The 25,504-nt window shown below is 70.8% G+C and carries 20 protein-coding genes and 3 pseudogenes; 14 read left to right on the forward strand and 9 right to left on the reverse strand.

Going from position 1 to position 25,504, the window contains the following annotated elements; all coding sequences use genetic code 11:
• Nucleotides 1-6: 6 nt before the first annotated feature.
• From ACFU6I_RS15170 to ACFU6I_RS15205, 8 genes and pseudogenes are all read left to right on the forward strand, one after another.
• Nucleotides 7-420: pseudogene (locus ACFU6I_RS15170) on the forward strand (M23 family peptidase); the annotation flags it as partial.
• Between the two features lie 321 nt (nt 421-741).
• Entirely contained in the window at nt 742-1,503 is a 762-nt protein-coding gene (locus ACFU6I_RS15175; RefSeq protein WP_384365848.1) for a class I SAM-dependent methyltransferase, read from the forward strand.
• A 293-nt stretch (nt 1,504-1,796) separates the two neighbouring features.
• Nucleotides 1,797-2,744, forward strand: a complete 948-nt coding sequence (locus tag ACFU6I_RS15180) for an LLM class F420-dependent oxidoreductase (protein ID WP_384365851.1) — start codon at nt 1,797-1,799, stop codon at nt 2,742-2,744.
• Nucleotides 2,745-2,755: 11 nt separating this feature from the next.
• A complete protein-coding gene (locus ACFU6I_RS15185) occupies nt 2,756-3,541 on the forward strand; it encodes an SDR family NAD(P)-dependent oxidoreductase (protein ID WP_384365854.1) in 786 nt (261 codons plus the stop codon).
• A gap of 113 nt (nt 3,542-3,654) precedes the next feature.
• The gene (locus ACFU6I_RS15190; RefSeq protein WP_384365857.1) at nt 3,655-4,776 is read left to right on the forward strand and encodes an LLM class flavin-dependent oxidoreductase; all 1,122 of its coding nucleotides are present in this window, start codon (nt 3,655-3,657) and stop codon (nt 4,774-4,776) included.
• Between the two features lie 219 nt (nt 4,777-4,995).
• A complete protein-coding gene (locus tag ACFU6I_RS15195) occupies nt 4,996-6,735 on the forward strand; it encodes an amidohydrolase family protein (protein ID WP_384365860.1) in 1,740 nt (579 codons plus the stop codon).
• Nucleotides 6,732-8,192 carry an aldehyde dehydrogenase family protein gene (locus ACFU6I_RS15200; RefSeq protein ID WP_384365863.1) on the forward strand — a complete coding sequence of 487 codons (1,461 nt, stop codon included), beginning with the start codon at nt 6,732-6,734 and terminating at the stop codon, nt 8,190-8,192. Before ACFU6I_RS15195 ends, ACFU6I_RS15200 begins: the two co-directional genes overlap by 4 nt.
• Nucleotides 8,193-8,439: 247 nt before the next feature.
• On the forward strand, nt 8,440-10,005 hold the full coding sequence (locus ACFU6I_RS15205) for an APC family permease (RefSeq protein ID WP_327245817.1): 1,566 nt from the start codon (nt 8,440-8,442) through the stop codon (nt 10,003-10,005).
• Nucleotides 10,006-10,009: 4 nt separating this feature from the next.
• On the opposite strand, the gene ACFU6I_RS15210 is transcribed toward ACFU6I_RS15205, so the two are convergent.
• The 4 genes from ACFU6I_RS15210 to ACFU6I_RS15225 all read right to left on the reverse strand — a co-directional run bounded on the left by ACFU6I_RS15210 (nt 10,010) and on the right by ACFU6I_RS15225 (nt 11,881).
• Nucleotides 10,010-10,504 (reverse strand): hypothetical protein, encoded by a 495-nt coding sequence (locus ACFU6I_RS15210; protein ID WP_384365866.1) that lies wholly within the window; start codon nt 10,502-10,504, stop codon nt 10,010-10,012.
• On the reverse strand, nt 10,501-11,007 hold the full coding sequence (locus ACFU6I_RS15215) for an RNA polymerase sigma factor (protein ID WP_384365869.1): 507 nt from the start codon (nt 11,005-11,007) through the stop codon (nt 10,501-10,503). The genes ACFU6I_RS15210 and ACFU6I_RS15215 overlap by 4 nt, the downstream gene beginning before the upstream one ends.
• The gene (locus ACFU6I_RS15220) at nt 10,997-11,506 is read right to left on the reverse strand and encodes a DUF3995 domain-containing protein (RefSeq protein WP_384365872.1); all 510 of its coding nucleotides are present in this window, start codon (nt 11,504-11,506) and stop codon (nt 10,997-10,999) included. Before ACFU6I_RS15220 ends, ACFU6I_RS15215 begins: the two co-directional genes overlap by 11 nt.
• A 96-nt stretch (nt 11,507-11,602) precedes the next feature.
• Nucleotides 11,603-11,881, reverse strand: a complete 279-nt coding sequence (locus ACFU6I_RS15225; protein ID WP_384365909.1) for an Lrp/AsnC family transcriptional regulator — start codon at nt 11,879-11,881, stop codon at nt 11,603-11,605.
• A 145-nt stretch (nt 11,882-12,026) separates the two neighbouring features.
• Between ACFU6I_RS15225 and ACFU6I_RS15230 the strand changes: the two are divergent.
• Nucleotides 12,027-14,674, forward strand: a pseudogene (locus ACFU6I_RS15230) (GNAT family N-acetyltransferase).
• 19 nt (nt 14,675-14,693) lie between these two features.
• Here the strand turns inward: ACFU6I_RS15230 and ACFU6I_RS15235 are convergent.
• Nucleotides 14,694-16,148: a CehA/McbA family metallohydrolase gene (locus ACFU6I_RS15235; RefSeq protein ID WP_384365875.1), complete on the reverse strand. Its 1,455-nt coding sequence runs from the start codon at nt 16,146-16,148 to the stop codon at nt 14,694-14,696.
• 261 nt (nt 16,149-16,409) lie between these two features.
• On the opposite strand from ACFU6I_RS15235, the gene ACFU6I_RS15240 reads away from it, so the two are divergent.
• The gene (locus ACFU6I_RS15240; RefSeq protein WP_384365878.1) at nt 16,410-17,255 is read left to right on the forward strand and encodes an LLM class F420-dependent oxidoreductase; all 846 of its coding nucleotides are present in this window, start codon (nt 16,410-16,412) and stop codon (nt 17,253-17,255) included.
• A 235-nt stretch (nt 17,256-17,490) separates the two neighbouring features.
• The gene (locus ACFU6I_RS15245) at nt 17,491-18,975 is read left to right on the forward strand and encodes a peptidoglycan D,D-transpeptidase FtsI family protein (RefSeq protein ID WP_384365881.1); all 1,485 of its coding nucleotides are present in this window, start codon (nt 17,491-17,493) and stop codon (nt 18,973-18,975) included.
• 294 nt (nt 18,976-19,269) lie between these two features.
• On the opposite strand, the gene ACFU6I_RS15250 is transcribed toward ACFU6I_RS15245, so the two are convergent.
• The 3 genes from ACFU6I_RS15250 to ACFU6I_RS15260 form a co-directional block, all read right to left on the reverse strand.
• Nucleotides 19,270-19,917 (reverse strand): HAD family hydrolase, encoded by a 648-nt coding sequence (locus ACFU6I_RS15250; protein WP_345517616.1) that lies wholly within the window; start codon nt 19,915-19,917, stop codon nt 19,270-19,272.
• A gap of 106 nt (nt 19,918-20,023) precedes the next feature.
• Nucleotides 20,024-20,185 carry a hypothetical protein gene (locus ACFU6I_RS15255; protein ID WP_384365884.1) on the reverse strand — a complete coding sequence of 54 codons (162 nt, stop codon included), beginning with the start codon at nt 20,183-20,185 and terminating at the stop codon, nt 20,024-20,026.
• Between the two features lie 43 nt (nt 20,186-20,228).
• Complete coding sequence (locus tag ACFU6I_RS15260) at nt 20,229-21,791, reverse strand: phosphodiester glycosidase family protein (RefSeq protein WP_384365887.1); 1,563 nt, start codon at nt 21,789-21,791, stop codon at nt 20,229-20,231.
• 559 nt (nt 21,792-22,350) lie between these two features.
• On the opposite strand from ACFU6I_RS15260, the gene ACFU6I_RS15265 reads away from it, so the two are divergent.
• Entirely contained in the window at nt 22,351-23,232 is an 882-nt protein-coding gene (locus ACFU6I_RS15265; protein WP_384365889.1) for an NmrA family NAD(P)-binding protein, read from the forward strand.
• A 9-nt stretch (nt 23,233-23,241) separates the two neighbouring features.
• On the opposite strand, the pseudogene ACFU6I_RS15270 reads toward ACFU6I_RS15265, so the two are convergent.
• Nucleotides 23,242-23,976, reverse strand: a pseudogene (locus ACFU6I_RS15270) (hypothetical protein); the annotation flags it as partial.
• 406 nt (nt 23,977-24,382) lie between these two features.
• Here ACFU6I_RS15270 and ACFU6I_RS15275 point away from each other — a divergent pair.
• Nucleotides 24,383-24,964 carry an RNA polymerase sigma factor gene (locus ACFU6I_RS15275; RefSeq protein WP_384365892.1) on the forward strand — a complete coding sequence of 194 codons (582 nt, stop codon included), beginning with the start codon at nt 24,383-24,385 and terminating at the stop codon, nt 24,962-24,964.
• Complete coding sequence (locus tag ACFU6I_RS15280) at nt 24,961-25,338, forward strand: hypothetical protein (protein ID WP_384365895.1); 378 nt, start codon at nt 24,961-24,963, stop codon at nt 25,336-25,338. Before ACFU6I_RS15275 ends, ACFU6I_RS15280 begins: the two co-directional genes overlap by 4 nt.
• The last annotated feature ends 166 nt before the right edge of the window (nt 25,339-25,504 follow it).

A 25,504-nucleotide genomic window follows, 5' to 3' on the forward strand; every position in this document is an offset into this window, starting at 1 on the left:
TTCGGGCACATCCACTACGAGCAGCTGTACAACGGTGTCGGCCAGACCATCGCGATCAACGGCCAGTCGCTGGCCCCGTACCCGGGCTCGTACTACAGCAAGTACCTGACGAGCGACAACGGTTGCGGTGGCGGGAAGTACTGGGTGGACACGTTCGCCAACGCGACGGGCTACGCCGCAGCGAACACCGTCGACGCACAGGGCGTACTGAACGCGGGCACGAACTACGTCTACTGCAAGGTGTGGGGTGCCCAGGTCGGCTCGGGCAGTGCCTACAACCACTGGTGGCTGAAGACCGACCTGGACACGGTCTACGCGGGCAAGAACGGTCGCGGCGCGTACGTCTCGGCGTACTACCTCTCACGCTGGGGCAACGACGAGGCGCGCGACAACAACGGCACGGTCATTCCGAACTGCTGACCCCCGGTCCGGTGGGCGGTCCCGTCCGTTCCCCGGGAGGGGGCGGGCAGGACCGCCGGGACAGGGGTGTGCGCGGGGCGGGACAGCACACGGAGTCCGCGCGCAATTCCGTTCAGAAACGTGCGCGAGCGTCATCGGGAATGCCGCCTCGACGGCCTCCGGCGGGGGTGTGGGCAACGCTGTGGCCATGGCCGCGGGGGTGGTGGTGCGGCAGCCCCGCGCAGCCTCTCTGACGGCTGTCCGGGACTCCGCGCGATCGCCTCTGAGCTGGGCTTCTACGTCGCGCAGCCCTACCGTTTCCCCATCGTGAAAGGGGATCCGATGGACCGGAACATACGCACGGTCGACGACGTGTTGAAGCTGCTCGACGGCCTGTTCGCGCCGGAGGCCGATCGCTGGACGGCGGACGGGGCCGGCTGGTGGGACGGCTTCTACACCGACCGTTCGAAGCCCGTGCCGTTCTTCGTGGCGAAGCCGGACGAGAACCTGGTCTCGTACCTCGACCGGTCCCTGATCACGCCGGGCCGTGCGCTCGACCTCGGGTGCGGTCCGGGGCGCAACGCCCTTCATCTCGCCTCCCTGGGCTTTCAGGTGGACGCCGTCGACCTCTCCCCGGCAGCCATCTCCTGGGCGAAGGAGCGCGCCCGCGAAGCCGGTGCCGACATCCGGTTCCGCTGCGGTGACGCCTTCGCCCTCGCCGCGGTCGAATTGGGCGGACCGTACGACCTGATCCACGACTCCGGCTGCTTCCATCATCTGCCGCCGCACCGCCGCGTCAGCTACCTCGCCCTGCTCGACCGCGCCCTCGCCCCCGGCGGCCATCTCGCCCTCACCTGCTTCGCAGCCGGAGCAATGGGCTCCGAACTCCCGGACGCGGAGTTCTACCGCCAGAAGGGCCTCCACGGCGGGCTCGCCTACACACCGGATTCCCTGCGCCGGATCTTCTCCGGTCTGACGGAGGTCGAACTGCGCCGCATGCGCGACGAACCGCCCGAGTCCCCGTACTTCGGTGAACCGTTCCTGTGGACGGCCCTGTTCCGCCGCGATGTGCAGACATCGCCCGGTGGATCACGCACGGAGTGACGGAGCGGGAGTCGGAGCACGCAGAACTCGTTGCCTTCCGGCTCGGCCATCTCCACGTGAGCGGGTCCGTCCATGTCGTGCTCGCGCGCCACCGCCGAACCTGCCGAGGTCGGGCGCTCGACCGCCTCGACGACGCGCGGCACGCCGTCCACGGCCGGCCGGAGTGACGGATCCGCTGTTCTTCTCCCCCTCTCTTGTCTGATGCATCGTCAGGTACGACGATGGCAGCCGCCCCGATACATGGCGACGCGTCAGTTCCGTCGGGGCGGACACGGAGGAAGGGAGGCGACCCGGTGCCGATACTGCCCACCGGGCGGCTGTCGTACGGGATGCAGCTCCCGGTCCAGTCGCAGAGCACGATCTATGCGGAAGCGTGGGAGGCCTCGGCCGGGGCCGGCGATCTCGCCGAGATCGCCCGCACCGCCGACCGCACCGGCTTCGCCTATCTGGCGAGCTGCGACCACGTCGCGATTCCCCGGCGGCTCGCCGATGTCATGAGCACCGTCTGGTACGACCCGGTGGCCACCCTCGCCTTTCTCGCCGGGATCACCGAGCGGGTCCTGCTGATGAGCCATGTCGCCGTCGTCGGGCTGCGTCACCCGCTCGCCACCGCCAAGCAGTACGCCACGCTCGACCATCTGTCCGGCGGTCGGCTGATCCTCGGGGTCGGGGCCGGGCATGTGCGGGAGGAGTTCGAGGCGCTCGGGGCGGACTTCGACGGGCGCGGGGCCGTGCTCGACGAGACCATCGACGCGCTGAACGCGGCGCTCGGGCCGGGGGAGTACCCGGAGTTCGCCGGGGAGCGGTTCTCGTTCAGCGGGCTCGGGCAGCGGCCGCGGCCGGCGCAGGAGCGGGTTCCGGTCTGGGTGGGTGGTTCCTCGCCCGCCGCCGTGCGCCGGGCCGCGCTGCGGGGTGACGGGTGGCTGCCGCAGGGGGATCCCAGGGACCGGCTGCCGCAGCAGATCGCCAGGGTGCGGGCATTGCGGGAGGAGGCCGGTATCGAGGCGCCGCTGGTCGTCGGTGCCATCACCGAGCCGCTGTACGTGGGGGAGCCGGCCTGGGCCGTGGGGCGGCGCACGCTCAGCGGGAAGCCGGAGGTCGTCGCCGAGTCGCTGCGCGCGTACGGGGCGATGGGGGTGCACCAGATCCAGGTGCGGTTCCGCAGTCGGAGCCGCGGCGAACTGACCGATCAGATGGCGGCGTTCGCCGCCGATGTCGCTCCACACCTCGACCAGCAGTAAGGAGTACGGACATGGGCAAGCTGGATGGGCGCACCGTCCTCATCAGCGGCGCCGCACGCGGGCAGGGCGAGCAGGAGGCGCGGCTCTTCGTCGAGGAGGGCGCTCGGGTGGTGATCGCCGATGTGCTCGACGACCAGGGGGAGGCGCTGGCGAAGGAGCTGGGGGAGGGGGTCGCCCGGTTCGTGCACCTCGATGTGAGCCGGGAGGAGGAGTGGCAGGGCGCGGTCGCCGCCGCCAGGGACGCCTTCGGGAAGATCGACGGCCTGGTCAACAACGCGGGGATTCTCCGGTTCAACGAACTGGTGACCACCCCTCTGGAGGAGTTCCAGCAGGTGGTGCAGGTCAATCAGGTGGGCGCGTTCCTGGGGATCAAGAACATCGCGCCGGAGATCGAGGCCGCGGGCGGCGGGACGATCGTCAACACCGCCTCGTACACCGGGCTCACCGGCATGGCCTTCGTCGGCGCGTACGCCGCGACCAAGCATGCCGTGCTCGGGCTGACCAGGGTCGCGGCGGTGGAGCTCGCGGGCAAGGGGATACGGGTCAACGCGGTGTGCCCGGGGGCCGTGGACACGGCGATGACGAACCCGGCCGCACTCGATCCGGCCGCGGACCCGGAGGAGTCCCGGGCGGCGGTGGCGGAGCTCTACAGGAAGCTCGTGCCGCTGGGACGGATCGGGCAGCCGGAGGAGGTCGCGGCCCTGGCGCTCTTCCTGACCTCGGAGGACTCCTCGTACATCACCGGGCAGCCGTTCGTCATCGACGGCGGGTGGCTGGCCGGGGTGAGTCTGTTCTGAGGACAGGAGAGCTGACGATGCGTCAGGTATTGACGGGTCGGGCGGCCGGTGGAACAGTCGGTCGCATCACAATCTGACGGTGTGTCAGAAATAATTGAGGACGGTGAACCTCCTTGGAATTCGGGCTGTTTGTACAGGGGTACGTGCCCGCCGCGCGCGCCGAGGCCGACCCCGAGGCAGAGCACAAGGCGCTGATCGAGGAGACCGAGTACGTCATCCAGGCGGACAGGTCCGGTTTCAAGTACGCCTGGGCCTCCGAGCACCACTTCCTGGAGGAGTACTCGCATCTCTCGGCCAACGACGTGTACCTGGGGTACCTCGCGCACGCCACGGAACGGATCCACCTCGGATCCGGCATCTTCAATCCCCTCGCCCCCGTCAACCACCCCGTGAAGGTGGCCGAGAAGGTCGCCATGCTCGACCATCTGTCGGAAGGCCGCTTCGAGTTCGGCTCGGGGCGCGGGGCCGGCAGCCACGAGATCCTCGGGTTCATGCCGGGCATCACCGACATGAACCACACCAAGGAACTCTGGGAAGAGACCATCGCCGAGTTCCCCAAGATGTGGCTCCAGGACGAGTACGTCGGCTTCCAGGGCAAGCACTGGTCGCTGCCGCCCCGCAAGATCCTGCCGAAGCCGTACGGGGCGTCCCACCCGGCGATGTGGTACGCGGCGGGGTCGCCGTCCTCGTACGCCATGGCGGGGCGGAAGGGCCTCGGCGTGCTGGGCTTCAGCGTGCAGAAGGTCTCGGACATGGAGTGGGTCGTCGAGTCGTACAAGACGGCCGTCAAGGACGCGGAGCCGGTCGGTGGCTTCGTCAACGACAACGTCATGGTGACGTCCACGGCCATCTGTGCCGAGACGCACGCCAAGGCGGTCGAGATCGCGGTCGGCGGCGGGCTGAACTACCTCCAGTCGCTGCTGTTCCGCTACCACGACACGTTCCCGCGGCCCGAGGGCATTCCGCGGTGGCCGGAGCTGCTGCCCGAGTACAGCGAGGAGATCATCGAGCTGCTGATCGCCGAGGAGCTGATGATCTGCGGGGATCCGGACGAGGTGCTGCGGCAGTGCAAGCGGTGGGAGCAGGCGGGGGCGGACCAGCTGAGTTTCGGGCTGCCGATCGGGATCAGCCCCGAGGACACGATGAACTCGATCCGGCTGATCGGTGAGCACGTGATTCCGAAGATCGATACGGATCCGGTGCACCGCACGACGCGGTTCCGCGAGGCGGCGTAGCCCGGGGCGCCTGCGGCGGGCCCGTTCGCGCACCCGCCCCTTCCCGGAACCGGGGCTCCTCCCCCGGTTGCGGGAGGGGGCGGGTGGGGGGACAGCCCCGCGGGACCGTCCCCGCCCCCACACGAGCGGCGTCTTCCCGGACCGTCGCTCCGCAAGCCGGGGTGCGTACCGCGGTCGTACGCACCCCGGCTGCACACCCACGGCAGAAGGGAACCCGTCATGCTCGACCACCTCATCCGCGGAGCGACCGTCGTGGACGGCACCGGCGCTCCCTCGTACACCGCAGACCTCGGCATCCGCGACGGCCGCATCGCCGTCATCGCCGAGCCCGGCACCCTCATCGAGGAGGCCGTGACCTCGGAGGACGCCACCGGACTCGTGCTCGCCCCCGGCTTCGTCGACCCCCACACCCACTACGACGCCCAGCTCTTCTGGGACCCGTACGCCACCCCCTCCATGAACCACGGCGTCACCACCGTCGCCGGCGGCAACTGCGGCTTCACCCTCGCCCCCCTCCACCCCGACCGTCCCGAGGACGCCGACTACACGCGCCGCATGATGTCCAAGGTCGAGGGCATGGCCCTCAAGGCGTTGGAGGAAGGCGTCGACTGGTCCTGGTCCAGCTTCCGCGAGTACCTCGACGCACTCGAAGGACGCATCGCCGTCAACGCCGGGTTCATGGTGGGTCACTGCGCCCTGCGACGGCACGTCATGGGTGCCGACGCTGTCGGCGGACAGCCCACCCCGGCCCAGCTCGACGCGATGCTGCGTCTCCTCCACGACGCCATGGACGCCGGGGCGTGGGGGCTCTCCACCACCCAGTCCGCCACCCACTCCGACGGCGACGGCAGGCCCGTCGCCTCCCGGCACGCCCTCCCCGAAGAACTCCTCGCGCTCTCCCGCGCCGTCGGCGAACACGAAGGCACCCAGCTCGAAGCGATCGTCGCCGGCTGCCTCGACCAGTTCTCCGACGACGAGATCGACCTCCTCGTCGACATGACCGCGACCGCCGGACGCCCCCTGAACTGGAACGTCCTCACCATCGACGCCGCCGTCCCCGAACGGGTACCGCGCCAGCTCGTTCCCGGCGAACGGGCCCGCCGCGCGGGCGGCCGGATCGTCGCCCTCACCATGCCGATCCTCACCCCCATGAACATGTCGCTCGGCACCTTCTGCGCCCTCAATCTCATCCCCGGCTGGGGCGAGATCCTCTCCCTCCCCGTCCCCGAGCGGATCGAACGGCTCCGCGACGCCGGCACCCGCGCCGAGATGCTCCGCCGCGCGGACAGCAAGGAGGCAGGAGTCTTCCGCCGTCTCGCCGACTTCGGCCGGTACGTCATCGGCGACACGTACAGCGCGGCGAACGAGGGGCTCAGCGGGCGCGTCGTCCGTGACATCGCTGCCGAGCGCGGCCAGGACCCCTTCCACTGCCTCGTCGAGATCTGCGCCGCCGACCGGCTCCGTACGGTGCTGTGGCCCATGCCCACCGACAACGACCCGGACTCCTGGGCGCTGCGGCAGCAGACCTGGGAACACGAGGACGTCATGCTCGGCGGCTCCGACGCGGGCGCCCATCTGGACCGGATGTGCGGAGCCCCGTACACCACCCGCTTCCTCGGCGACTGCCTGCGCGGCCGGAAACTCGTCTCCCTGCCCGCCGCCGTCAAAATGCTCACCGACGACCCCGCCCGGCTCTTCGGGCTGCGTGACCGCGGCCGGATCCAGGAGGGCTTCCACGCCGACCTCGTCCTCTTCGACCCCGAACGCATCGACGCCGGGCCCGCCAACCTCGTACACGATCTGCCCGGCGACAGCCCGCGCCTCGACTCCAAGGCCATCGGCATCGTGTCGGTCCGCGTCAACGGCGTGGAGACGCTGCGCGACGACAAGGTGACCGGTGCGGTCCCCGGCACGGTGCTCCGCTCCGGCCGCGACACCCGGACGGTGAGCACCCAGTGACCACACCCCAGCGCCTCTTCATCGGCGGCGAGTGGACCGAACCCGACGACGGCCATTACGAGGTGATCAACCCGGCCACGGAGGACGTCGTCGGTCTCGCACCCGAGGCGAGCCGCGCGCAGGTGTACGCGGCGGCCGCCGCGGCCCGCCGAGCCTTCCCCGCCTGGTCCCGCACCCGTCCCGAGGAGCGTGCGGCGATCCTCGACCGCGCCGCCGATCTGATGCAGCGCGACCTCGCCGCCAACGCCGCACTCGCGCGGGCGGAGAGCGGCGCGACGACGGGAACGGCCCGGTCCATGCAGGTCGCCGTCGGCGCCGCCCGCTTCCGGCGGTATGCGAGGGGCGCCCTGGAACCGGTCGAGGAGGCGATCCCCCCGCAGATCAACGAGGCCGGACCGATGGGCAGGGCAGGTGTCTTCGGCGCACTCGCCGTACGCCAGCCGGTCGGCGTCGTCACCTGCATCACCTCGTACAACAACCCCTGGGCCAATCCGGCAGGCAAGGTCGCCCCCGCGCTCGCCATGGGCAACACGGTCGTCGTGAAGCCCGCCCCGCAGGACCCCCTCTCCGTCTACCGGATGGCCGAGGCGCTTGCGGAGGCGGGCGTGCCGGCGGGCGTCGTCAACGTCGTCACCGGTTCGGGCCCCGCGGCGGGCGAGGCGGCCGTCGACTCCCCGGACGTCGACATGGTCAGCTTCACCGGCTCCACGGCCGTCGGACAGCGCATCGCCGAAGTGTGCGGGCGCGGGATGAAGCGGCAGCTGATGGAGCTGGGCGGCAAGGGCGCCGCGGTCGTCCTCGACGACGCCGACCTGGACGCGGCGGTGGCGGGCATCGGCACGACGTTCTCCTTCTACAGCGGCCAGATCTGCACGGCTCCGACGCGCGTCCTCGTCCAGCGGGGCGTCCACGACGCGCTGATCGAGAGGCTCACCGCATACGCAGGTCATCTGCCGGTCGGCGACCCGGCGGCGAAGGGGACCGTCGTCGGACCGGTCATCTCCGCCGCCCACCGCGACCGCATCGAGTCGTACGTCGAACTGGGCCGGAAGGAGGGCGCCCGGGTCGTCACGGGCGGCGAGCGACCGGCAGGACACGACCGCGGCTTCTATGTCGCACCGACACTCCTCGCCGACTGCACCAACGACATGCGGGTCGCCCGGGAGGAGATCTTCGGCCCGGTCGTCGTGGTCGTCCCCTTCGACGACGAGGAGGAGGGCATCGCACTCGCCAACGACAGCGACTACGGACTGATCGACTACGTCTGGTCCGGGGACGTGGCGCGGGCCTTCGGGGTGGCGCGCCGGCTGCGCGCGGGCGGGGTCGGGGTGAACACGATCGGCCGGAACATGGAGGCCCCGTTCGGCGGGTTCAAGAGGAGCGGGGTGGGGCGCGACGTGGGTTCGTACGCGCTGCATGCGTACAGCGAACTCCAGGCGATCGTCTGGCCCGGCTGAGCATCGCGGCGGGGCGGCTGTCCGGATAACGGACAGCCGCGGGAAATTTTCGAATCAACATAAACCGGACAGTGCTGCGGTTCTCGCACGATGACTCGATCGAGCCTCGACCATTGATTGAGTGGCGATCCGCCGTGTTCATGTTCAATTCATCTGCGTTTAGCGGTTATTGGTCATCCAATCCAAGGTCGAGATATCGGAGTCTTGCACTCCGGATGTGGATATCGCAGCGCATACCGTCCTTTTCATGAGTCAGCTGGACGTGCGGCCGCAGGCCGGAGACACGGGACGGGGCACCGCCCCGGCCGACGGCGGTGTTCGCGGCAAGGGTCTGGGCGGCAATTCCGTCGGACTGATGGGCAGCGCCGTCATCGGCATCTCGACCGTCGCCCCCGTCTACTGCCTCACGTCCACCCTCGGCTCCACCGCGGGCGAGGTCGGCGTCCAGATGCCCGCCGTCTTCCTGGCCGGCTTCCTGCCGATGCTGCTGGTCGCCTTTGCCTACCGCGAACTCAACAAGGTCATGCCGGACTGCGGTACCTCCTTCACCTGGACGGTGAAGGCATTCGGCCCGCGCGTCGGCTGGATGTGCGGCTGGGGGCTGGTCATCGCCACGATCATCGTCCTGTCGAACCTGGCGGGCGTGGCGACCTCGTACTTCTGGCTGCTCGCGGGCGAGATCACCGGCAGCGACTCGATCGCTGCCCTGGACGACAACAAGCCCGTCCACATCCTCACCTGTCTCATCCTGATCGCGGTCGCCACGGCGATCAGCTATCGGGGGATGACAGCCACGAAGGGCATCCAGTACGCGCTGGTGGGGCTCCAACTCGTGGTCCTCGCACTGTTCGTGACGATGGCGGTGCAGAAGGGGGCGAGCGGGGACTTCGCGTCGTCGGTCCACTTCTCGTGGTCGTGGCTGAACCCGTTCGCGGTGCAGTCCTTCGCCGCCTTCACCGCGGGCCTGTCGCTGTCGATCTTCATGTTCTGGGGCTGGGACACCTGCCTCACCGCCAATGAGGAGACGACCGGCAGCGAGAAGACCCCCGGCCGCGCCGCACTCATCGCGATGGTCGTCCTGGTCGGCTCCTACCTGGCGACCGGGGTCGCCGCCCAAATGGCCGTCGGCTCCGGCACCACCGGTCTCGGCCTGGCCAACCCGGACACCTCCGACAACGTCTTCGCCGCGCTGGCCGGCCCGATCATGGGTCCCGGCCTGGGCATCCTGCTGTTCGTCGCCGTCCTCGCCTCCGCCGCGGCGAGCCTCCAGACCACGTTCATCCCCGTGGCGCGCACGGTGCTGGCCATGTCCACGTACGAGGCCCTGCCCGCCTCGTACGCCCGGGTCCACCCGCGCTTCAAGACGCCCGGGAGGGCAACCGTCACGGCGGGCGTCGCGACCGGTGTCTTCTACACGGTCATGACCCTGGTCAGCGAGCATGTCCTGGTCGACACGATCTACGCGCTCGGTCTCATGATCTGCTTCTACTACGCGCTGACGGCGTTCGCCTGCGCCTGGTACTTCCGCGCCGAACTCACCCGCTCCGCCCGCGACCTGGTCTTCAAGGGTCTCTTCCCGGTGGTCGGCGGCATCCTGCTCACCGCCGTCTTCGGCAAGACCCTCTACGACATGTGGGACCCGGCGTACGGTTCCGGCTCGTCGGTCCTCGGGGTGGGTTCGGTGTTCGTGATCGGTGTGGGGCTGCTGCTGCTCGGTGTGGTGCTGATGGTGGCGATGCAGCGCAGGAGCCCCTCGTTCTTCCGCGGCGAGGTGCTGACGAAGGAGACCCCGGCGCTCGTCGTCGAGGACTGAGCGGTCACCCCGCCACCCGCTCCTCCAGACGTCCCAGCACCCGTCGCCCCGCCCGCCCCACGGCCACGGGAAGCAGAGCCGCGTGGCCCGGGACGCGTACGCCGCCGGTGAACGCCACCAGGGTGTGATCCGGGGCGGTGGCGGAGGGGGTGGCCGCCATGCCGATCAGGAGGAAGCGGCTCTGCAGCCATACCCAGCCGGGGCGGCGGATGCCGTCGAAACGCGCCCGCAGGCCGAGGCGGCCCACGGCCACGGCCTCGATCCGGTCGCCGTCCGCGCGGGTCAGGCGCAGGCCGCGCATGTCCGGGACCAGGTGGGCCAGTTCACCGTCCAGGTCCGCGAGGATCGGGACGACGGTGTCGTACGGGGCGGCGACCTCGCGGGTGGTGACACGGGCACCGCGGACACCCGCCGCGAGGGCGTGCAGGCGGCGGACCGGGTCGAGGCCGGCTGCGACGGGCCGCGGGACGGAGCCCGGGGCGGGGTGGTTGTCGGTCATGACGACCATGCCTTCCTGAAGGAGTCCCGGGCCCGGTGCAGCCGTGACTTCACGGTGCCCACGCGCAGGCCGAGCAGTGCGGCGGCGGACTGTTCGTCGAAGCCCTCGATGTCGCGCAGGACCAGGACCGCGCGGTGTTCGGGGGAGAGCCGGGCGAGGGTGTCGTCGATGTCGGCGGCCAGCTGCGGGTCGCCGCGGCCGGGCAGCGAGGTGAGGTCGGCGGGGACGGCGCGGGCGGCGCGGCGGGCGACACGGACCGCTTCGCGGCAGGCGATCGCGCGCACCCAGCCGTACAGCGCGGCCGGTTCCTTCAGCGTCCGCAGACCGCGGAAGACGGCGACCAGGGTCTCCTGCACGGCGTCCGGTCCGTCGGCGAGCGCGATGGGTGTGCAGATGCGGCCCGCGTACGGGACGAGGAGGTCGAGGAGTTCGTTCATGGCGATCGTGTCGCCGCGCTGGGCGGCGCGCACCAGCAGCACCGCGCGGTCGTGGTCATCGGACACGGGCGGGGGCTTCCTCCGTCGCGGTCTCGTTCTTCGTGGAGTCGTCCGTTGCCGCCAGGCGGAACGCGGCCAGGGCCATGGCCAGGCACAGGGGCGTGTACAGGGCCAGGTTGAGCCAGTAGAACGTGTCTCCCGCCCCGTCGTCGAGACCCGCCCGTACGCCGAACGCCCAGGCGACGCCCACCAGTCCGCGGACCGCCGTACCGCAGCCGACGGCCAGCGTGGCGGCCTGCAGGAGACGGCCGATGCGGGTGCGGCGGCCGAGCCGGGCGCGGGCCACGACCAGTGCGGATCCGGTCGACAGCACGGTGGCCAGGGGAAGCAGGACCGGTGGGGTGAACGGAACGTCGGCGCCCAGTACCGCGTACGAGAGCGTCGTGACGTCCTGAGCGGGCCAGGTGGCGCCGGTGGACCAGAAGAGGTGCAGCAGGGCGTCCGTGGTCAGGACCGTGGCGACGGCGGCGGCGAGCGCGGTGGCGGTGGGGCGGGTCGGGCGCATGACGGCTCCTCTGCGAAGAACGGGTGACGGGATGCGTCACCCCACAGAGGAGCCGGACCGGGGATTCGTTCCCCGGTCAGTGCGATGCGTGGCGATTCATGGCGCGGAGGTCGGTGACAGCGGCACCCGGCCGTTGAACCACAGCTTGTGGACGGCCACTTCGAGCACCGCCTCGGTGTCCAGCACCCCTTCCAACGGGCGCACCTGGTTCTGCAGGAACCTCCACAGCTCGTTGTCGTCCTGGACGAGAACCTGGGCGAAGACGTCGGCTCTGCCCAGCATCGTGGAGACGTAGCTGATCTCCGGGTGACGGCAGAGTGCGGCCACCACCGCGTCGTGGTGGGCGGGGGCGACCCGGAGGAAGAGCAGCGCCAGCCGGCCTGTGCCGGACCAAGGTGCAGGACCGGCACCGACAGCCGGAGCGGCGTGACGGGCAAGCCGTGCGCCAGTGACCCAGGGCTCTGATTTAGGTTAGGCTAACCTAAATTTTGAGCGGGGGTCGAGCAAGGGCGGGAACGGCATGCGCAACGAGGTCTACCGGGACGACTGGGGCATACCCCACCTGCGTGCGCCGGGAATCCGTCAACTCGCCCATGCCCAGGGCCACAACGCCGCCCTGGACCGTGCCTGGCAGATCGAGGTCGAACGGCACCGGGCGCAGGGCACCACCGCCGCGTTTCTCGGTACGGACGCCGTCGAATGGGACCGGTTCGCCCGCCGGGCCCGGCTGGACGACACCGCCCGGCGCTGCTTCGAGCGTCTGGAATGCGCCGCACCGCGGACCGCCGACTGGGTGCGGTCGTACGTCGACGGCGTCAACGCGGGCCTGACGGAAGGGGCGGACAGAGCGCCCGAGTTCGCCGCTGTCGGCCTCGCCCCGGGAACCTGGCGGCCCTGGACCCCGCTCGGCGTCTGGCTCTCCACCCACATCCTGTTCGCGGGCTTTCCCACCAAGCTCTGGCGCGAGGAGGTCGCCCGCCGGCTGGGCGACGACGCCATCGAACTCTTCGCCACCGACGGCCCCGGTACCTCCGGCAGCAACGGCTGGCTCGTCACCCCTGAGCGCACCGCCACCGGGGCGCCGATCATCGCGGGCGACCCGCACCGGTTCATCGAGGACCCGGGCGTCTACCAGCAGATCCGTCTCGCCTGCCCCGAGTTCGACGTGGTGGGCCTCGCGGTCCCCGGCGTGCCCGGTCTGGCCCACTTCGGCCACACCGGGCACGTCGCCTGGGCGATCACCAACGCCATGGCCGACTACCAGGATCTCTACCGGGAACGGCTGCGGCGCACACCGGCCGGTGACGTCGAGGCGCTCGGCCCCGACGGCTGGGAACCGGCCGCCACCCACACCGAGACCATCGACGTGGCGGGCGCGGACGCCGTGACCGTCGAGGTCGTGGAGACCTGCCGCGGTCCTGTGATCATCGGCGGCCCGGACGCCGGCGAGGAAGCCGTCAGCCTCCGCCACCCGCCCCGCGTCACCGGCGAGCTCGGCTTCGACGCCCTGCTCGCGATGCTCGGCTGCCGCACGGTCGCCGAGCTCGACACCGCGCTCGACCACTGGGTGGAGCCGGTCAATGTGGTCCTGGCGGCGGACACGGCGGGTGCGACCCTGCACCGGGTCGCCGGACACGTACCCGTGCGCCCGCGCGCGAACCGGCTGCGTACGGTGCCCGCCTGGGACGCCGCGCACACCTGGCGGGACCGCCGCGCGCCGATGCCGCGCGCGGACGTCCTCGGCGTGGCGGTGATGGCCAACCAGCGAGGGATCGCCGCCCCGCTCGGCATCGAGTTCGCACCCCCGCACCGGGCCGACCGGATACGTGAACTGCTCGACGAATCGGCCCACTGGACCGCCAAGGACATGGCGAACATCCACATGGACACCCATCTCGCCTCCGCCCGAACCCTGTTGGGGCTGCTGGAAGAGGTGGCGGTGCCGGGCCCGCAGGCCGTACGGCTGCGCGAACGACTGCTGCGCTGGGACCGGCGGATGGACGCCGACAGCACGGACGCCACGCTGTACGCGGCGCTGCGCGCGGAGGTCGTGCACCGGCTGGCCGCACACCCGGCGCTCGCTCCGCTGAACGGGTCGGCGCACTCGGATCCGTACCCGGATCTCTTCCGTCCCTGGCTCGCGACGGTGCCGAGGATCGCGTACGCGCTGGAGGGGCTGCTGACGGGGACCGGTGGACCGCTGACGCACGCGGAACGGCTGGCGGTGGTCGCGGGCGCCGTGGAGCAGGTCGCGGGTGAGGAATTGCCCCGTCCCTGGGGCGAGGTGCACCGGCTCGCGCCCTGGCAGGCGCTGCCCGGCCCGCACTCCGGAGAGACCTGGCCGGGGCTCGCGGGCGACCACGACTGCGTCCTGTCCACGTCCGGCGTCCCCGGCGTCACCGACCACAGCGCCCGCGGCCCGGCCGCCCGCTACGTATGGGACCTGGCGCGCCGCGAGGACAGCTTGTGGGTGGTCCCGCTCGGGGCGTCCGGAGTCCCGGGGGACCCCCACCACCGCGATCAACTCCCGCTGTGGGTGCGGGGAGAACTCGTCCCCGTCGTCACGGACTGGAACCTGCTGCACCGAGAAGAGGAGACCCCGAGATGAGCGCCGAGACCAGCGCCGAGCCCCGTGTGTACGAGAGGGAGGCCGACGGCTTCGGCTCCGTCCGCCTCGTCCCCGTCGACCCGGCAGGCGACCTCGGCCTGCTCCACGCCTGGGTCACCGAGGAACGCGCCCGCTTCTGGGGCATGGGCGAATACAGCCGTGAACAGGTCCTGGAGACGTACGGGTTCCTCGACTCGCTCACCACGCACCACGCCTATCTGGTCCACCGCGACGGCGAACCCGTCGCCCTCTTCCAGACGTACGAACCGGACGCCGACCCGCTCGGCGAGTGCTACGACGTGCAGCCCGGCGACCACGGAGTCCACCTGCTGGTCGGCCCCCCCGGCACCACCGAACCGGGGTTCACCGGCGCGCTGCTCTCCGTACTGATCGGCTACGTCTTCAGCGATCCCGCCCACCGGCGGATCGTCGCAGAGCCCGACGCCCGCAACGAGAAGGCGGTCGCCCGGCTGGTCAGGGCCGGCTTCGAGCTCGGCCCGGAGATCGAGAAGCCGGAGAAGCGGGCCCGGCTCGCCTTTCTGAGCCGGACCGCCCGGTGATGCGAGGCTGAACAACAAGCTAGGAGACGTCCAGAAACACCGGATTGGTGAGCGCCGCCAGGGCCCCCGGCAGCCCGGGCACCGTGGCCGGGTGGCGGACCTCGGCGCGGACATAGGCGGCGGACCTCGGGGTCGTACGCCACTCCACCGTGCCCGAGCCCGACTCCGGCAGCGTGGAGGTGAACAGCGTGCCCTGGTCCGTGACGAAGTGGGCGGTGCAGCCGGGCACCCCGGTGACCTCCAGCCGTACGGTGACCGGACTGTCCGCGTCGGCCCGCAGCCGCTCACCGATCCCCGCGTGCCCGCCGCGCCCGCCCGATACGCCGAAGGAGAGGGTGACGGCGGACGACTCGGCGATGTACGAGTGCCCGGCCCGGATGCCGGCGAGGATCGCGTCGCGCGAGAGCCCCTCGGCGAGGACGACGGTCTGCGGCAGCCCCACCGTGTCCGGCTCGCGGTGTGCGTCGCTGTTGCCCATCGCCGGGATCCACGGCTTCGACGCGCGGACGGCCGCGACGAGGGAGTTGTCCCACTCGGCGAGCGCGATCTCGTCCTCCGGGGTGTACGGCCCGTTCCATACCTCCACCGCGTCCGCCTCGTCGAAGCCGAACTTCCAGTGGCAGCCGATGCAGGTGGCGTGCGGGTGCGCGGGGACGACCAGGCCGCCCGCCCGGCGGACGGCCCTCGCGTAGTGTCCGAAGCGGTTGTCGCGGGCCCGGTAGCGCCAGTCGACGAAGGTGCCGGGATCGGTGGAGAGCGCGATCACATGACCGTTGCGCGTGGTGATCTCCTCGCCCGTCAGGATGAGCAGATCATCGCCCCACAGCCCCTGCCAGGCGCTGTGCGCGGTGTGGGTGTTGTGTTCGCTGCTGTTGATGAAGTCGAGCCCGGCGGCGCGCGCGGCGGTGGCGATCTCGGCCGGGGTGCGCTTGCCGTCCGAGTGGACGGAGTGCAGATGGCAGTCTCCGCGGTACCAGGCGCGGCCGCGTCCCCCGGCGCGCTCGGGGGGGTACACGGGCGCCGGAGTGGTGCCGGACTCGCCGAAACGGAGGGTGATAGTCACCTCGTACGGGAGGCCCTCGGGCGCGACGGTGTACGGGCCCAGCGCGATGTTCCAGGTCCCGGCCCTTACCGGACCCGCGACATAACCGGGTGTCGCCTCGTCCGCCCGGATGAAGAAGCCGGCACGCGCCCCGCCGGACCAGCCCCGGAACCCGCGCCCGCCCGGTTCCGTGCCGCGCTCGTCGAAGATGCCGATGTCGAGGGCGTTGCCCTGGGTACCGGCCGGGACGGGCGTCTTCACGTACGCGTACGAGACCGCGATCTCCCGTACGCCGTGAGGCACGTCGACCGGTAGATAGACGAAATCGGGCGCCCCGGTCGGCAGGGTGCCGCGCACGGTCTTCGTCAGGTCGGCCCGGTCCGTGGCGCCGGCATTGCCGGGTGAGGCGTTCGCGAAGCTCACAGTGGACAACGTTAGGCCGGTGGCGGCGGTCCCGACGAGAAGACCACGCCTGCCGAGCGGGCCGTTGTGCGGGGTGTCCGGTCCGGTCGTACGAGTGGCTCCCCAGGGTGTCGTGAGCGACGGGGGCGACGCACCGGAACCTTGCCATGAGGCCATGAACTCACCGCGAACGGAAGTGGATTCACGGACAGGGGCGGCGACGCGGGAGTCCTGGGCGTCCTGATCCGCACCGCATAGGTTGGGGTCAGACGACGACGGAGGTGTCCTCGAATGCGGATCGCCACAACGATCTTCCTCACCGACGAGACGATCACGCCGGTACGGCTCGCGCGCGAGCTCGAACAGCGGGGATTCGCCGCGCTCTATCTGCCGGAGCACACGCACATCCCGGTGAGCAGGGACACCCCGTATCCGGCGGGCGGCGACCTCCCGCCCGAGTACGGCCGCACGCTCGACCCGTTCGTCGCACTCGGCCAGGCGGCCGCGGTGACGGAGCGGCTGGCGCTCGGCACCGGCATCACCCTGATCGCCCAGCACGACCCGATCGACCTGGCGAAGCAGATCGCCACACTCGACCACCTCTCCGGCGGCAGGTTCACGCTCGGCCTCGGCTTCGGCTGGAATGTCGAGGAGGCCGCGGACCACGGGGTGACCTGGCGGACCCGGCGGGAGCTGGGCCGCGACCGGATGGCGCTGATGCGCGCCCTGTGGGCGGACGAACCCACGGGTTACGAAGGTGAGTTCGAGTCCGTCCGGGCCAGTCACGCGTACCCGAAACCGGTCCAGGAGGCGCGCGGCCCGGTGACCGGCCCGCGCACCCTGATCGGCGGCGCGGCCGGGCCGAAGCTGTTCGCCCATATCGCGGAGTACGCGGACGGCTGGCTCCCGATCGGCGGCCGGGGGCTGACGGAATCGGTGCCCGCTCTGCGCGAGGCCTGGGAGTCGGCGGGCCGGGACCCGAAGCAGCTCCAGGTGGTGCCGTACGCGGTGCTGCCGAGCGCGGGGAAGCTGGCGCACTACGCGGACCTGGGCATCGAGGAGGTCGTCCTGCAGCTTCCCCCGGCAGGGGTGGCAGAGGTCCTGCGCACCCTCGACGATTACGCACAGTATCTGTGACCGAGGCAGGGCCGGGACGGCGCCGAGGGCGGGGACCGCTCGGGTGATGTCCGCTCGCACCTCCGGGAGGACGGGCGCGCCACGTCTCTCGGGGGTCGGTGATCGGGAATGATCGACCACCCCGGCCGGGCGGGCCCGCGCCCCCTTCCGCGGGCCCGCCCCCGGTGCAACCGTTCGTCCGGCATGCGCATCTTCTCCTGTTGAAGATCGAACCGGTTCCGGGGAGCGGGGAACGATGAACAGGCCGTTGCGGCACATAGCCATCTTCTGCGGGCTGCTGATCATGGCCCTGCTGCTGCGGACGAACTGGCTCCAGTACTTCCAGCGTGAGGCGCTTTCCACCGACGAGCACAATCGCCGGGTGAAGATCGCCCAGTTCGCCACTCCGCGCGGGGACATCATCGTCCGCGGCAAGGCGATCACCGGCTCCAAGGCGGTCGACGGCACGGACTTCAGGTACCGGCGGACCTTCAAGCAGGGCGCGATGTACGCCCCCGTCACGGGCTACGCCTCCCAGGCGCAGGGCATGTCCCTCCTGGAGAAGACGTACGACACCATCCTCAGCGGCCAGGACGACCGGTTCGCCTTCCGGCACGCCAAGGACATCCTCACCGGGGAGCAGCGCCGCGGCGGCGATGTGATCACCACCATCGACCCCAAGGCGCAGGAGGCCGGCTACAAGGGACTGACCGACCTCGGCGCCCGAGGCGCGGTCGTCGCGCTCGATCCGCGCACGGGCAAGGTCCTGGCGCTCGTCTCCACGCCTTCGTACGACCCGTCCGTCTTCGCCGGAAACACGTTCAAGGAGGGCGACAGGTTCCAGGCGCTCGTCAAGGACAGGAGCAAGCCGCTGGCCAACCGTCCGCTGCGCGAGACCTTCCCGCCCGGCTCGACCTTCAAGATCCTTACAGCGGCCGCGGCCCTGGAGAGCGGGGTGGTCACGGATGTCGACGCCGCGTCCGACGCGGTCTCCCCGTACCCCCTGCCGCTCTCCTCGAACAGGATCGGCAGTGAGGCGGGTGACGCCGTCTGCAACAAGGCGTCGATGAAGACCGCCATGCAGCACTCCTGCAACAACGTCTTCCTCGACGCGGCGTCCAAGGTCGGCGCGGACAAGATGCGCGCGACGGCGGAGAGGTTCGGCTTCAACTCCGATGTCTACTCGGACGAATTCGGCGACATGCTCGCCACCAGGAGCCTCTACCCGACCGGCCTGGACAAACCCGGAACCGCGCTGACCGGCATGGGACAGGGCAGCCTGACCAGCACGCCGATGCAGATGGCCATGGTGACCGCCGCGCTCGCCAACGACGGCAAGCTGATGCAGCCGTACCTCGTCGAAGAACTGCGCGGCCCCGACCTGTCGACCCTGGAGAAGCACGAGCCGAAGCTCAAGAGCCAGGCCGTGTCCGAGGGAACGGCGAAGAAGGTCCAGGAAATGATGGAGTTCACCGCCAAGGAAGGCAGCGCGCAGCGGGCCCTGATCGACGGGGTCACGGTCGGCGGCAAGACCGGCACGGCGCAGCGCGGCGTGAACGTCAAAGACGAGGTGCCGTACGGCTGGTTCGTCTCGTACGGCAAGAAGGCCGACGGGCAGTCGGTCGCGGTCGCGGTCTTCATCGACCCGACGGACATGGACATCTCCCGCTCGGACATCTCGGGCGGACGCCTCGGCGGGCCCATCGCGAAGAGCGTGATGCAGGCGGTGCTGGGGGAGTAGTCCCGCCTCCACTCTCCGACGGGGCCGTCGTGCTCCGCCCCGAGGATTTCCGGGGCGCCTCGCGAAGTGGGCCCGCCGGCACCCACCCCGCCTCGTACGCCTACCCGTGGTACGCGAATGGCAAAGCGATCACGGGAGCCACCAAGTCCTCGTTGACGCTCAAGTCCGCCCAGCGCGGCAAGAAGATCACCGTGAAGGTCACCGCCCGCCGCACGGGTCACACCAGCGGCTCGGCCACCAGCAGGCGACGAAGGCGGTCGCCTGCTGCTCCGCGACCCCATGCAGACGTGACGCTCAGATTTCGGACAGGAGCATCGGCAGTTTGCGCATGTCGTCGAAGACCACGGTGTCCTGGCCTTCCAGCCAGTGCGCGGGGGTCAGCCCGCCGGCGTAGCCCAGCGACCGCATTCCGGCCGAACGGGCGGCCTGGATACCGTACTTGCTGTCCTCGACGACGACGCAGGCGGACGGCTCGACCCCCATCCGCCGGGCCGCGTGGAGAAAGAGATCGGGGGCGGGCTTGCCGCGTGCTACCTCACTGGCGCTGAAGATCCGGCCCTCGAAGCGGGAGTGGAGCCCGGTGTGGCCGAGGGTGTGACGCATCTTCTCGTGGCTGCCGCTCGACGCCACGCAGCTGGGGAGCGTGAGGGCGGCCAGCGCCTCGTGGATGCCGTCGACCGCGATGAGTTCGGTGTCCACCGCATCGCGGTGGAGTTGCTCGAACCGCTCCTGCCAGACCGGGGCCCGGCCCGGCAGTCGGGCGTCGATCAGTTCGCCGATGGACGTGTTCGACCGGCCCACGAACTTCTCGATGACCTCGTCCTCCGTCAGTGCCCACCCCAGCTCGGCGCCCACTTGGACCTGGACGCGCACAGCGATTCGTTCGCTGTCGACGAGCACGCCGTCGCAGTCGAATATGACGAGTTCAAGGGGAGTGGCCATCCGGACAGGATAGGGACTCCGAGGGTCGCGGCTTGTCGGTGGGCCGGATCGCCGTCGCTCCACTGGTCGACGGTCAGTTCGCGTTCCGTCATGCCGTCGTGAGGCGTCAGCCGGTGGGCCATCCGGCAACTGGTCCGGCGTGCTTCTCGTCGTGCGCCGCTCCCGGATGCCGGACGCACGTGAACTCCCCGAATGGATCGAACACTTCGATGTCGCCGTAGACCTGGACGATCCGCTCGCCGTCGAGGTCGTGGCCGACGAAGTCCACGCGGCTGCCGACCGCGAAGGACGACTCGATCAGGCAGCCGAACTCAAGGCAGCACCAGGATCGCGTCGCCGACCGGGCGCTCGCCCGCCGCGTCGGACGGGCGGTTGATCACCTTGCCGTCGACGACCATCGTGGTCGAGCCGCCGCCGTCCAGGTTGACGGCGTTCTCCATGCCGAGGGAGTCGGCCACCGCGGCGCTCTCCGCGATGGACAGACCGAGGCTGTCGACGGCGCGGCCGTCGACCGTGGCCAGCATGATCCGGCCATGCCCGTCCACACCGGCGATCGTGCGCGGATTCCGCTTGGCCGCCCAGCCGTAGTAGAAGCTCGGGTCGCCGGGCCGGACCATGCCGTCGGCCTGCAATGTCACATGGGGACGGCCGTCGCGGACGAGCTCCGGGCCGCCGTTGACAGCCATCTGCGGGTTGTGGGCCGGTCGGCCCTGCTCATCGGTCAGGTGGCCGCTGACGGCGAGGCGGGTGCCCGGCTTGGCGATCGCGCGCAGGGCGGCGGCCTCGGTGCCGGTGCCCTGAACCGAGCGGGCACCCGCCGGGAGCGCGCCACCGCGGGTCTCCCGGACCTCGGTCACCCGGCCCTGCCGGTCCAGGACGGCTTCCACACCGGGGCCGGCCGGGGTGGAGGCGCCGTAGTCCGCGGTGAAGGCGACGAGCTCGTCGGGGTCGGTGCAGGTCGTGTCGTGGAGCGGGCGGCTGGTGGGCAGGTCGTCGTGGGTTCCGCCGCAGTTGCGGATCAGGCCGGGGACGCGGTTGATGCCGTCGAGGGCCAGCGTGGTGCGCCCGCCCCTGACCTCGCCGGTCCAGCTGTACCGGTTGACGCCTGCGTGCCGCGCGTCGGCGGTGAACGTGAACACCGGCCGGCCGTTGGTGGCCTCGCTCCGCAGCTGTCCGTCGTAGACGCCGAGGCCGGCGGGGTCGCCGGGCGCACCGGCGGCGGGGTCGAGCACGAAGAACCCGGCGTTGACCCCCGCAGTCGCGTTCCGGGCCCGGGCGAGCGCGCTGGTGGTCTCGCGCCGCTCGATGTCCGGTCCGAAGTCGCCGGCGAGGTCACCGCGGAACTTCTCGGGGTCGATGGTGAGCACCTGCACGCGCCACGGGCCGCGGTCGGTCGAGGCGCCGTCCCACCCGGTGAAGACGGTGGAGGCGGTGAAACCCGCGGCCCGCACCCGTGCGAGGAGGGTGTTGGCGGCTGCCTTGTCGGCGTCGAGCCCGATCCGCACCCGGAAGCCGAGCGTGCCGCCGGCGAAGTCGGCCACCGCGGGGGTCGTGACCTCCTCGACGCGAGCGACGAATCCCTTGCCGGACAAGGCTCCGGCGAGAGCGTCGGCATGCGCCCGGTCTGCGATGGCGGTGGGCGGCGCGTCGGGGTCCGGGTTGTTGCCGCCACCGGGGACGGCGACCTCCACGGTCCAGCCGTCGGCAGGATCGGCCTCGCCGCGAACAATCGTGGTCAGGGTGACGCCGGGCTGGAGGGTCTCGACCGTACGGGTCTCGGGAAGGCCGCGCGGCCCGAGCGGCAGCCCGTGATCACGCTCGGCGGCCGCAGTCGGCCCGCCGGCTGTGCCCGCCACGAGGGCTATTGCTGCCATCACGGCAAACTTCCTTGCTCCGAACCGCATATGACACCTCGTCCTGGTTCCGGTGATGGCGGCCATCACCTAAGCACGGGAGCCCGACGGCGCGGAAGTCCTTTGCGTCAGCTGTGCTTCGAGCGTGTCCGGCCGGCGAATCCGGTCAGCAGCACCTCGACGACGCGTCCACGCCGGGGTCGCGGCCAGGGCGCGGAGAACCACCTCCGGCTGGAGCGCTGACCTCGGCAGTTTCAAACGGTGAGCCGGTGATGGCCGGTTCGGCAGTCGCGCCAGTGGCCGGGGGTGGGGGAGCGGAAGGCACGCTCGCAGCCGTCGCAGGTCTGGAAGGGCGTCACCAACCCGGTGTACGGGGGCGAGGGCCGGAGTCGGGGTACGGCCTGCGTCCGGTCGGGGCGCCGGCCACGTCCGGGGGAGCCACCGACCGGGTCGTGGGCAAGACGGTCCGGGCCGAGTGATGTGCCGGTCGTCATTGAGGCGGACACGCGACAGGGCCGACGCCCACCGCCCGGGGTCCCCCCCGGTGGCAGGTACGGTCACTGCTGGTAAGCATGGACCCATGTCCGTCGAAGATCAGGGAGAAGCCATGCCCATCGCGGTACTCGGAGCGACCGGTGGCCAGGGCGGTGCGGTGGCCGCCGCCCTGCTGGAGGCGGGGCGCGCCGTGCGCGCCGTGGTGCGTGATCCCCGCAGCGGGCGGGCCAGGGCGCTGGCGGTGGCCGGAGCGGAGGTCGTCCCCGGGGATCTGTTCGACGCGGACTCGCTCGCCGAGGCGTTCAGGGGTACGACGGCCGCGTTCGCCGTGACCACGCCGTTCCAGGACGGTCTGGACGCGGAGGTGGCCCAGGGCGCGGCGATCGTACGGGCCGCCGAGGCCGTCGCACTGCCGCATCTGGTGCTGGCCTCCGTCGCCAGTGCGAACCGCGGCACCGGCGTCCCGCACTTCGAGACCAAGGCGAGGACAGAAGAGCTGCTGGCCGGCTCAGGACTTCCGGCGACGGTGGTGGCACCGACCTACTTCTACGACAACGCGCTGGGCGCGCTGGACGAGGTCGCCGCCGGCCTCCTCACCATGCCGCTCTCCGGCGACACTCCTCTCCAGCAGGTGGCGCGACAGGATCTGGGCCGGGTCGTGGCCGCGGTCGTGGCCGATCCGGACCGCTGGATCGGGCAGCGGATCGAAGTGGCGGGCGACGACCCCACGCCCGTCCGGATGGCCGAGGAGATCGGGCGGGCCGCGGGCGGCACGGTCGCGTTCCGGCAGACGGCACTGGAGGATCTGCGCACCGTCAACCCCGACATGTTCGCCATGTACAGCTTCCTGGAGAGCACCGGTTACCAGGTGGACCTGGAGGCGCTGCGCGCGCAGTTCCCCACTGTCCCCTGGACCTCGTACGCCGCATGGGCGGACACCCAGGACTGGCCGAAGCCCCGCGGCTGAGCCCCGCCACCGCGGTCGCATCAGCTCCAGGTCCTCGCCCCATGCGTCCAGCACCGCGCCGTGGCCGGCGTGCCGGGCCGCTGCCTCGATCCGGGCGAAGAGGCTCCGTCGGAGGGACACACCGCCCGTTGCCGAGATGCGGTCCAAGGCCTCCAGCAGCGGGTCGGTGTCCCAGCCGGGCAGCGGGTAGCGGCTGAGTTCCCGCTCCAGGTATTTGTTGTAGGGGCGGGGACGGCGGTCCAGGGCGAAGAGCAGTTCCAGTAGGAGTCCGATGCTGTCGGCGGCGTCGAGGCGGGCGGCGAGCGCATGTCCGTCACGGCTGTTCTTGACGGAGCGGTAGAGAGAGTTGGCGTAGGCGTCGAGCCACTGAGCGGCGTCCCGGAACGCTTCAGCGGAGTCGAGCCGTGCCTTGGCGGCCAGGATCTCGGCGATGCCCCCGTCGAGTCTGTCGAGCACGACCCGGGCCCGCGCCAGGGCGTAGCGCTCGAATCCGGGCATTCCGGCCGCCCGGAAGTCGGCGAGCGGGAGGACGACGAGGTCGAGTTCGGCTGTGCGGTGGCCGGCGAACCGGACGAGATCGGTCGCGGCACCATCGGCGACGACGACGTAGAGGTCATGGTCGGAGTGCTCGGTCGCCATGCCGTCATGGGCGTGGGATCCCTTGAGGGCGAGGCCGACGACGGCCGGGTCGGCCGCGGCGAGTGCGACGAACGAGTGGTATGTGAGGGGCTGTTGAGCGGTCATTGCGCGGTCTTCGGTGGGATGTGCGTCGGGGCATGTCTGCCGGAACGGACCCGTCGCCGGAACCGCCCGCGTCGTCCGCGACGGCACATGGCCGCCGCCCGGAGAATCAGCGCACGGACTTCCACCGCCCGCCCGACCTCCTGAACCTCACCTGATCGGCATCGATCCGAGATCACGAGTCGCAACAGCGCCGGGAGGTGAATCCTTTCCGGACCTCCCCGCCTCTTATCTGTGTACCGGCCGAACGGGCCGGCAGGACCGGGAGGAAACATCAATGATGGTCACTGGCCTCGTAGTGATCGGAGCCCTGCTCGTGGGCGCGTGCAGCTGGCACCTGATGCGGCGTTACAAGAGCCGAAGCTGACCAGCGCCTGCGCACGGAGCGCCTTCCGAATATGAGTAGCAGATGAACCAACGCTTCCCCTGGCCGGACGAGCGGCTGATCAAGGCCGCTCAGGACGGCGACGTCACCTCGCTCACCACCGTCGTCATGAAATCGCAGCCCCATGTGCGCAAGTTCGCCATATCGCTGTGCGCCTCACCGCAGGACGCGGAGGACGCGGCGCAGGAGGCGCTGATCATCCTCTACCGGAAGATCGGCACCTTGCGGGCCACTGGCGCGCTTGCCTCATGGATGTTCCGGATTGTGCGCAACGAATGCCTCCGGCAGGTACGGCTGCTCGTCTCGCGGAGCGACGACGCGTCGGCCGAACCGGAGGCGTCCGCGGAACCGTCCGCCGAGGACGCGGTGCTGCACAGGCTGGAGGTGGAGCGGATCGCGGCTGCGGTCTGTGCCCTTCCCGGTGACCAGCGGCAGGTCCTGATCATGCGGGACGTACAGCGCCTGCCCGGCAGGACCGTCGCCCATTCGCTCGGTCTGAGCAACGCCGCGATGAAATCGCGGCTGCACAGAGCGCGCGCAACACTGCGTCACTCACTGACAGTGACCGATCGAGCCATCGACCAACCAGTCGGAGGAGACTCATGACCGTGACCACCGTGAAGCCCGCGCAGGGGGCGAAGGCCCGGGCCGCCGCGCAGTCCGCGCCCGAGACGAACTTCGCCAGCAAGTCCGTCCCGCGCCACCTGGCGCGCGGCGTCATCGGCTTCGGGCTGATCATCGGCTCGATCGGCCTGGTGCCCGTCGCCGGCCCGGCCACCCTGCTGGCGGCCCCGTTGGCCCTGATCGCCTTCCGCGGCTGTCCCACCTGCTGGATGGTCGGCCTGACGCAGACCATTTCCCGCGGCCGTCTGGAACGCCAGTGTGTGGACGGTGTCTGCACCCTCACCAAGGCGCACCCGGCGGCAGAGGCCGCAGACGAGCCGACAGCCGACATCGAGGTCCTGGCCGCTTCCCGGTGACCGGGCCACGGCCCTTCCCGTGGACCGCGAGCCTGCGAACGCCCGCCCCGTCGGCTTCGACCGGCTCCGCGCGCCGGGCTGCGCATTGCGGTCGGCCTGCGCACGATGCCCAGGAGCTCAGGCCGACGGCCGCCCGCCGATACGCGTACGGGCCGGGCACCCCGTC

It is taken from the genome of Streptomyces sp. NPDC057486 (assembly GCF_042802415.1).
GTDB classification, from domain to species: domain Bacteria; phylum Actinomycetota; class Actinomycetes; order Streptomycetales; family Streptomycetaceae; genus Streptomyces; species Streptomyces yanii.

What these genes read in the sequence shown, in the direction of transcription:
- ACFU6I_RS15175 (WP_384365848.1), top strand. Translation starts at nt 742, where the DNA reads ATGGACCGGAACATACGCACGGTCGACGACGTGTTGAAGCTGCTCGAC.
- ACFU6I_RS15185 (WP_384365854.1), top strand. Translation starts at nt 2,756, where the DNA reads ATGGGCAAGCTGGATGGGCGCACCGTCCTCATCAGCGGCGCCGCACGC.
- ACFU6I_RS15195 (WP_384365860.1), top strand. Translation starts at nt 4,996, where the DNA reads ATGCTCGACCACCTCATCCGCGGAGCGACCGTCGTGGACGGCACCGGC.
- ACFU6I_RS15205 (WP_327245817.1), top strand. Translation starts at nt 8,440, where the DNA reads ATGAGTCAGCTGGACGTGCGGCCGCAGGCCGGAGACACGGGACGGGGC.
- ACFU6I_RS15210 (WP_384365866.1), bottom strand. Translation starts at nt 10,504, where the DNA reads ATGACCGACAACCACCCCGCCCCGGGCTCCGTCCCGCGGCCCGTCGCA.
- ACFU6I_RS15220 (WP_384365872.1), bottom strand. Translation starts at nt 11,506, where the DNA reads ATGCGCCCGACCCGCCCCACCGCCACCGCGCTCGCCGCCGCCGTCGCC.
- ACFU6I_RS15240 (WP_384365878.1), top strand. Translation starts at nt 16,410, where the DNA reads ATGCGGATCGCCACAACGATCTTCCTCACCGACGAGACGATCACGCCG.
- ACFU6I_RS15245 (WP_384365881.1), top strand. Translation starts at nt 17,491, where the DNA reads ATGAACAGGCCGTTGCGGCACATAGCCATCTTCTGCGGGCTGCTGATC.
- ACFU6I_RS15250 (WP_345517616.1), bottom strand. Translation starts at nt 19,917, where the DNA reads ATGGCCACTCCCCTTGAACTCGTCATATTCGACTGCGACGGCGTGCTC.
- ACFU6I_RS15260 (WP_384365887.1), bottom strand. Translation starts at nt 21,791, where the DNA reads ATGGCAGCAATAGCCCTCGTGGCGGGCACAGCCGGCGGGCCGACTGCG.
- ACFU6I_RS15265 (WP_384365889.1), top strand. Translation starts at nt 22,351, where the DNA reads ATGTCCGTCGAAGATCAGGGAGAAGCCATGCCCATCGCGGTACTCGGA.
- ACFU6I_RS15275 (WP_384365892.1), top strand. Translation starts at nt 24,383, where the DNA reads ATGAACCAACGCTTCCCCTGGCCGGACGAGCGGCTGATCAAGGCCGCT.
- ACFU6I_RS15280 (WP_384365895.1), top strand. Translation starts at nt 24,961, where the DNA reads ATGACCGTGACCACCGTGAAGCCCGCGCAGGGGGCGAAGGCCCGGGCC.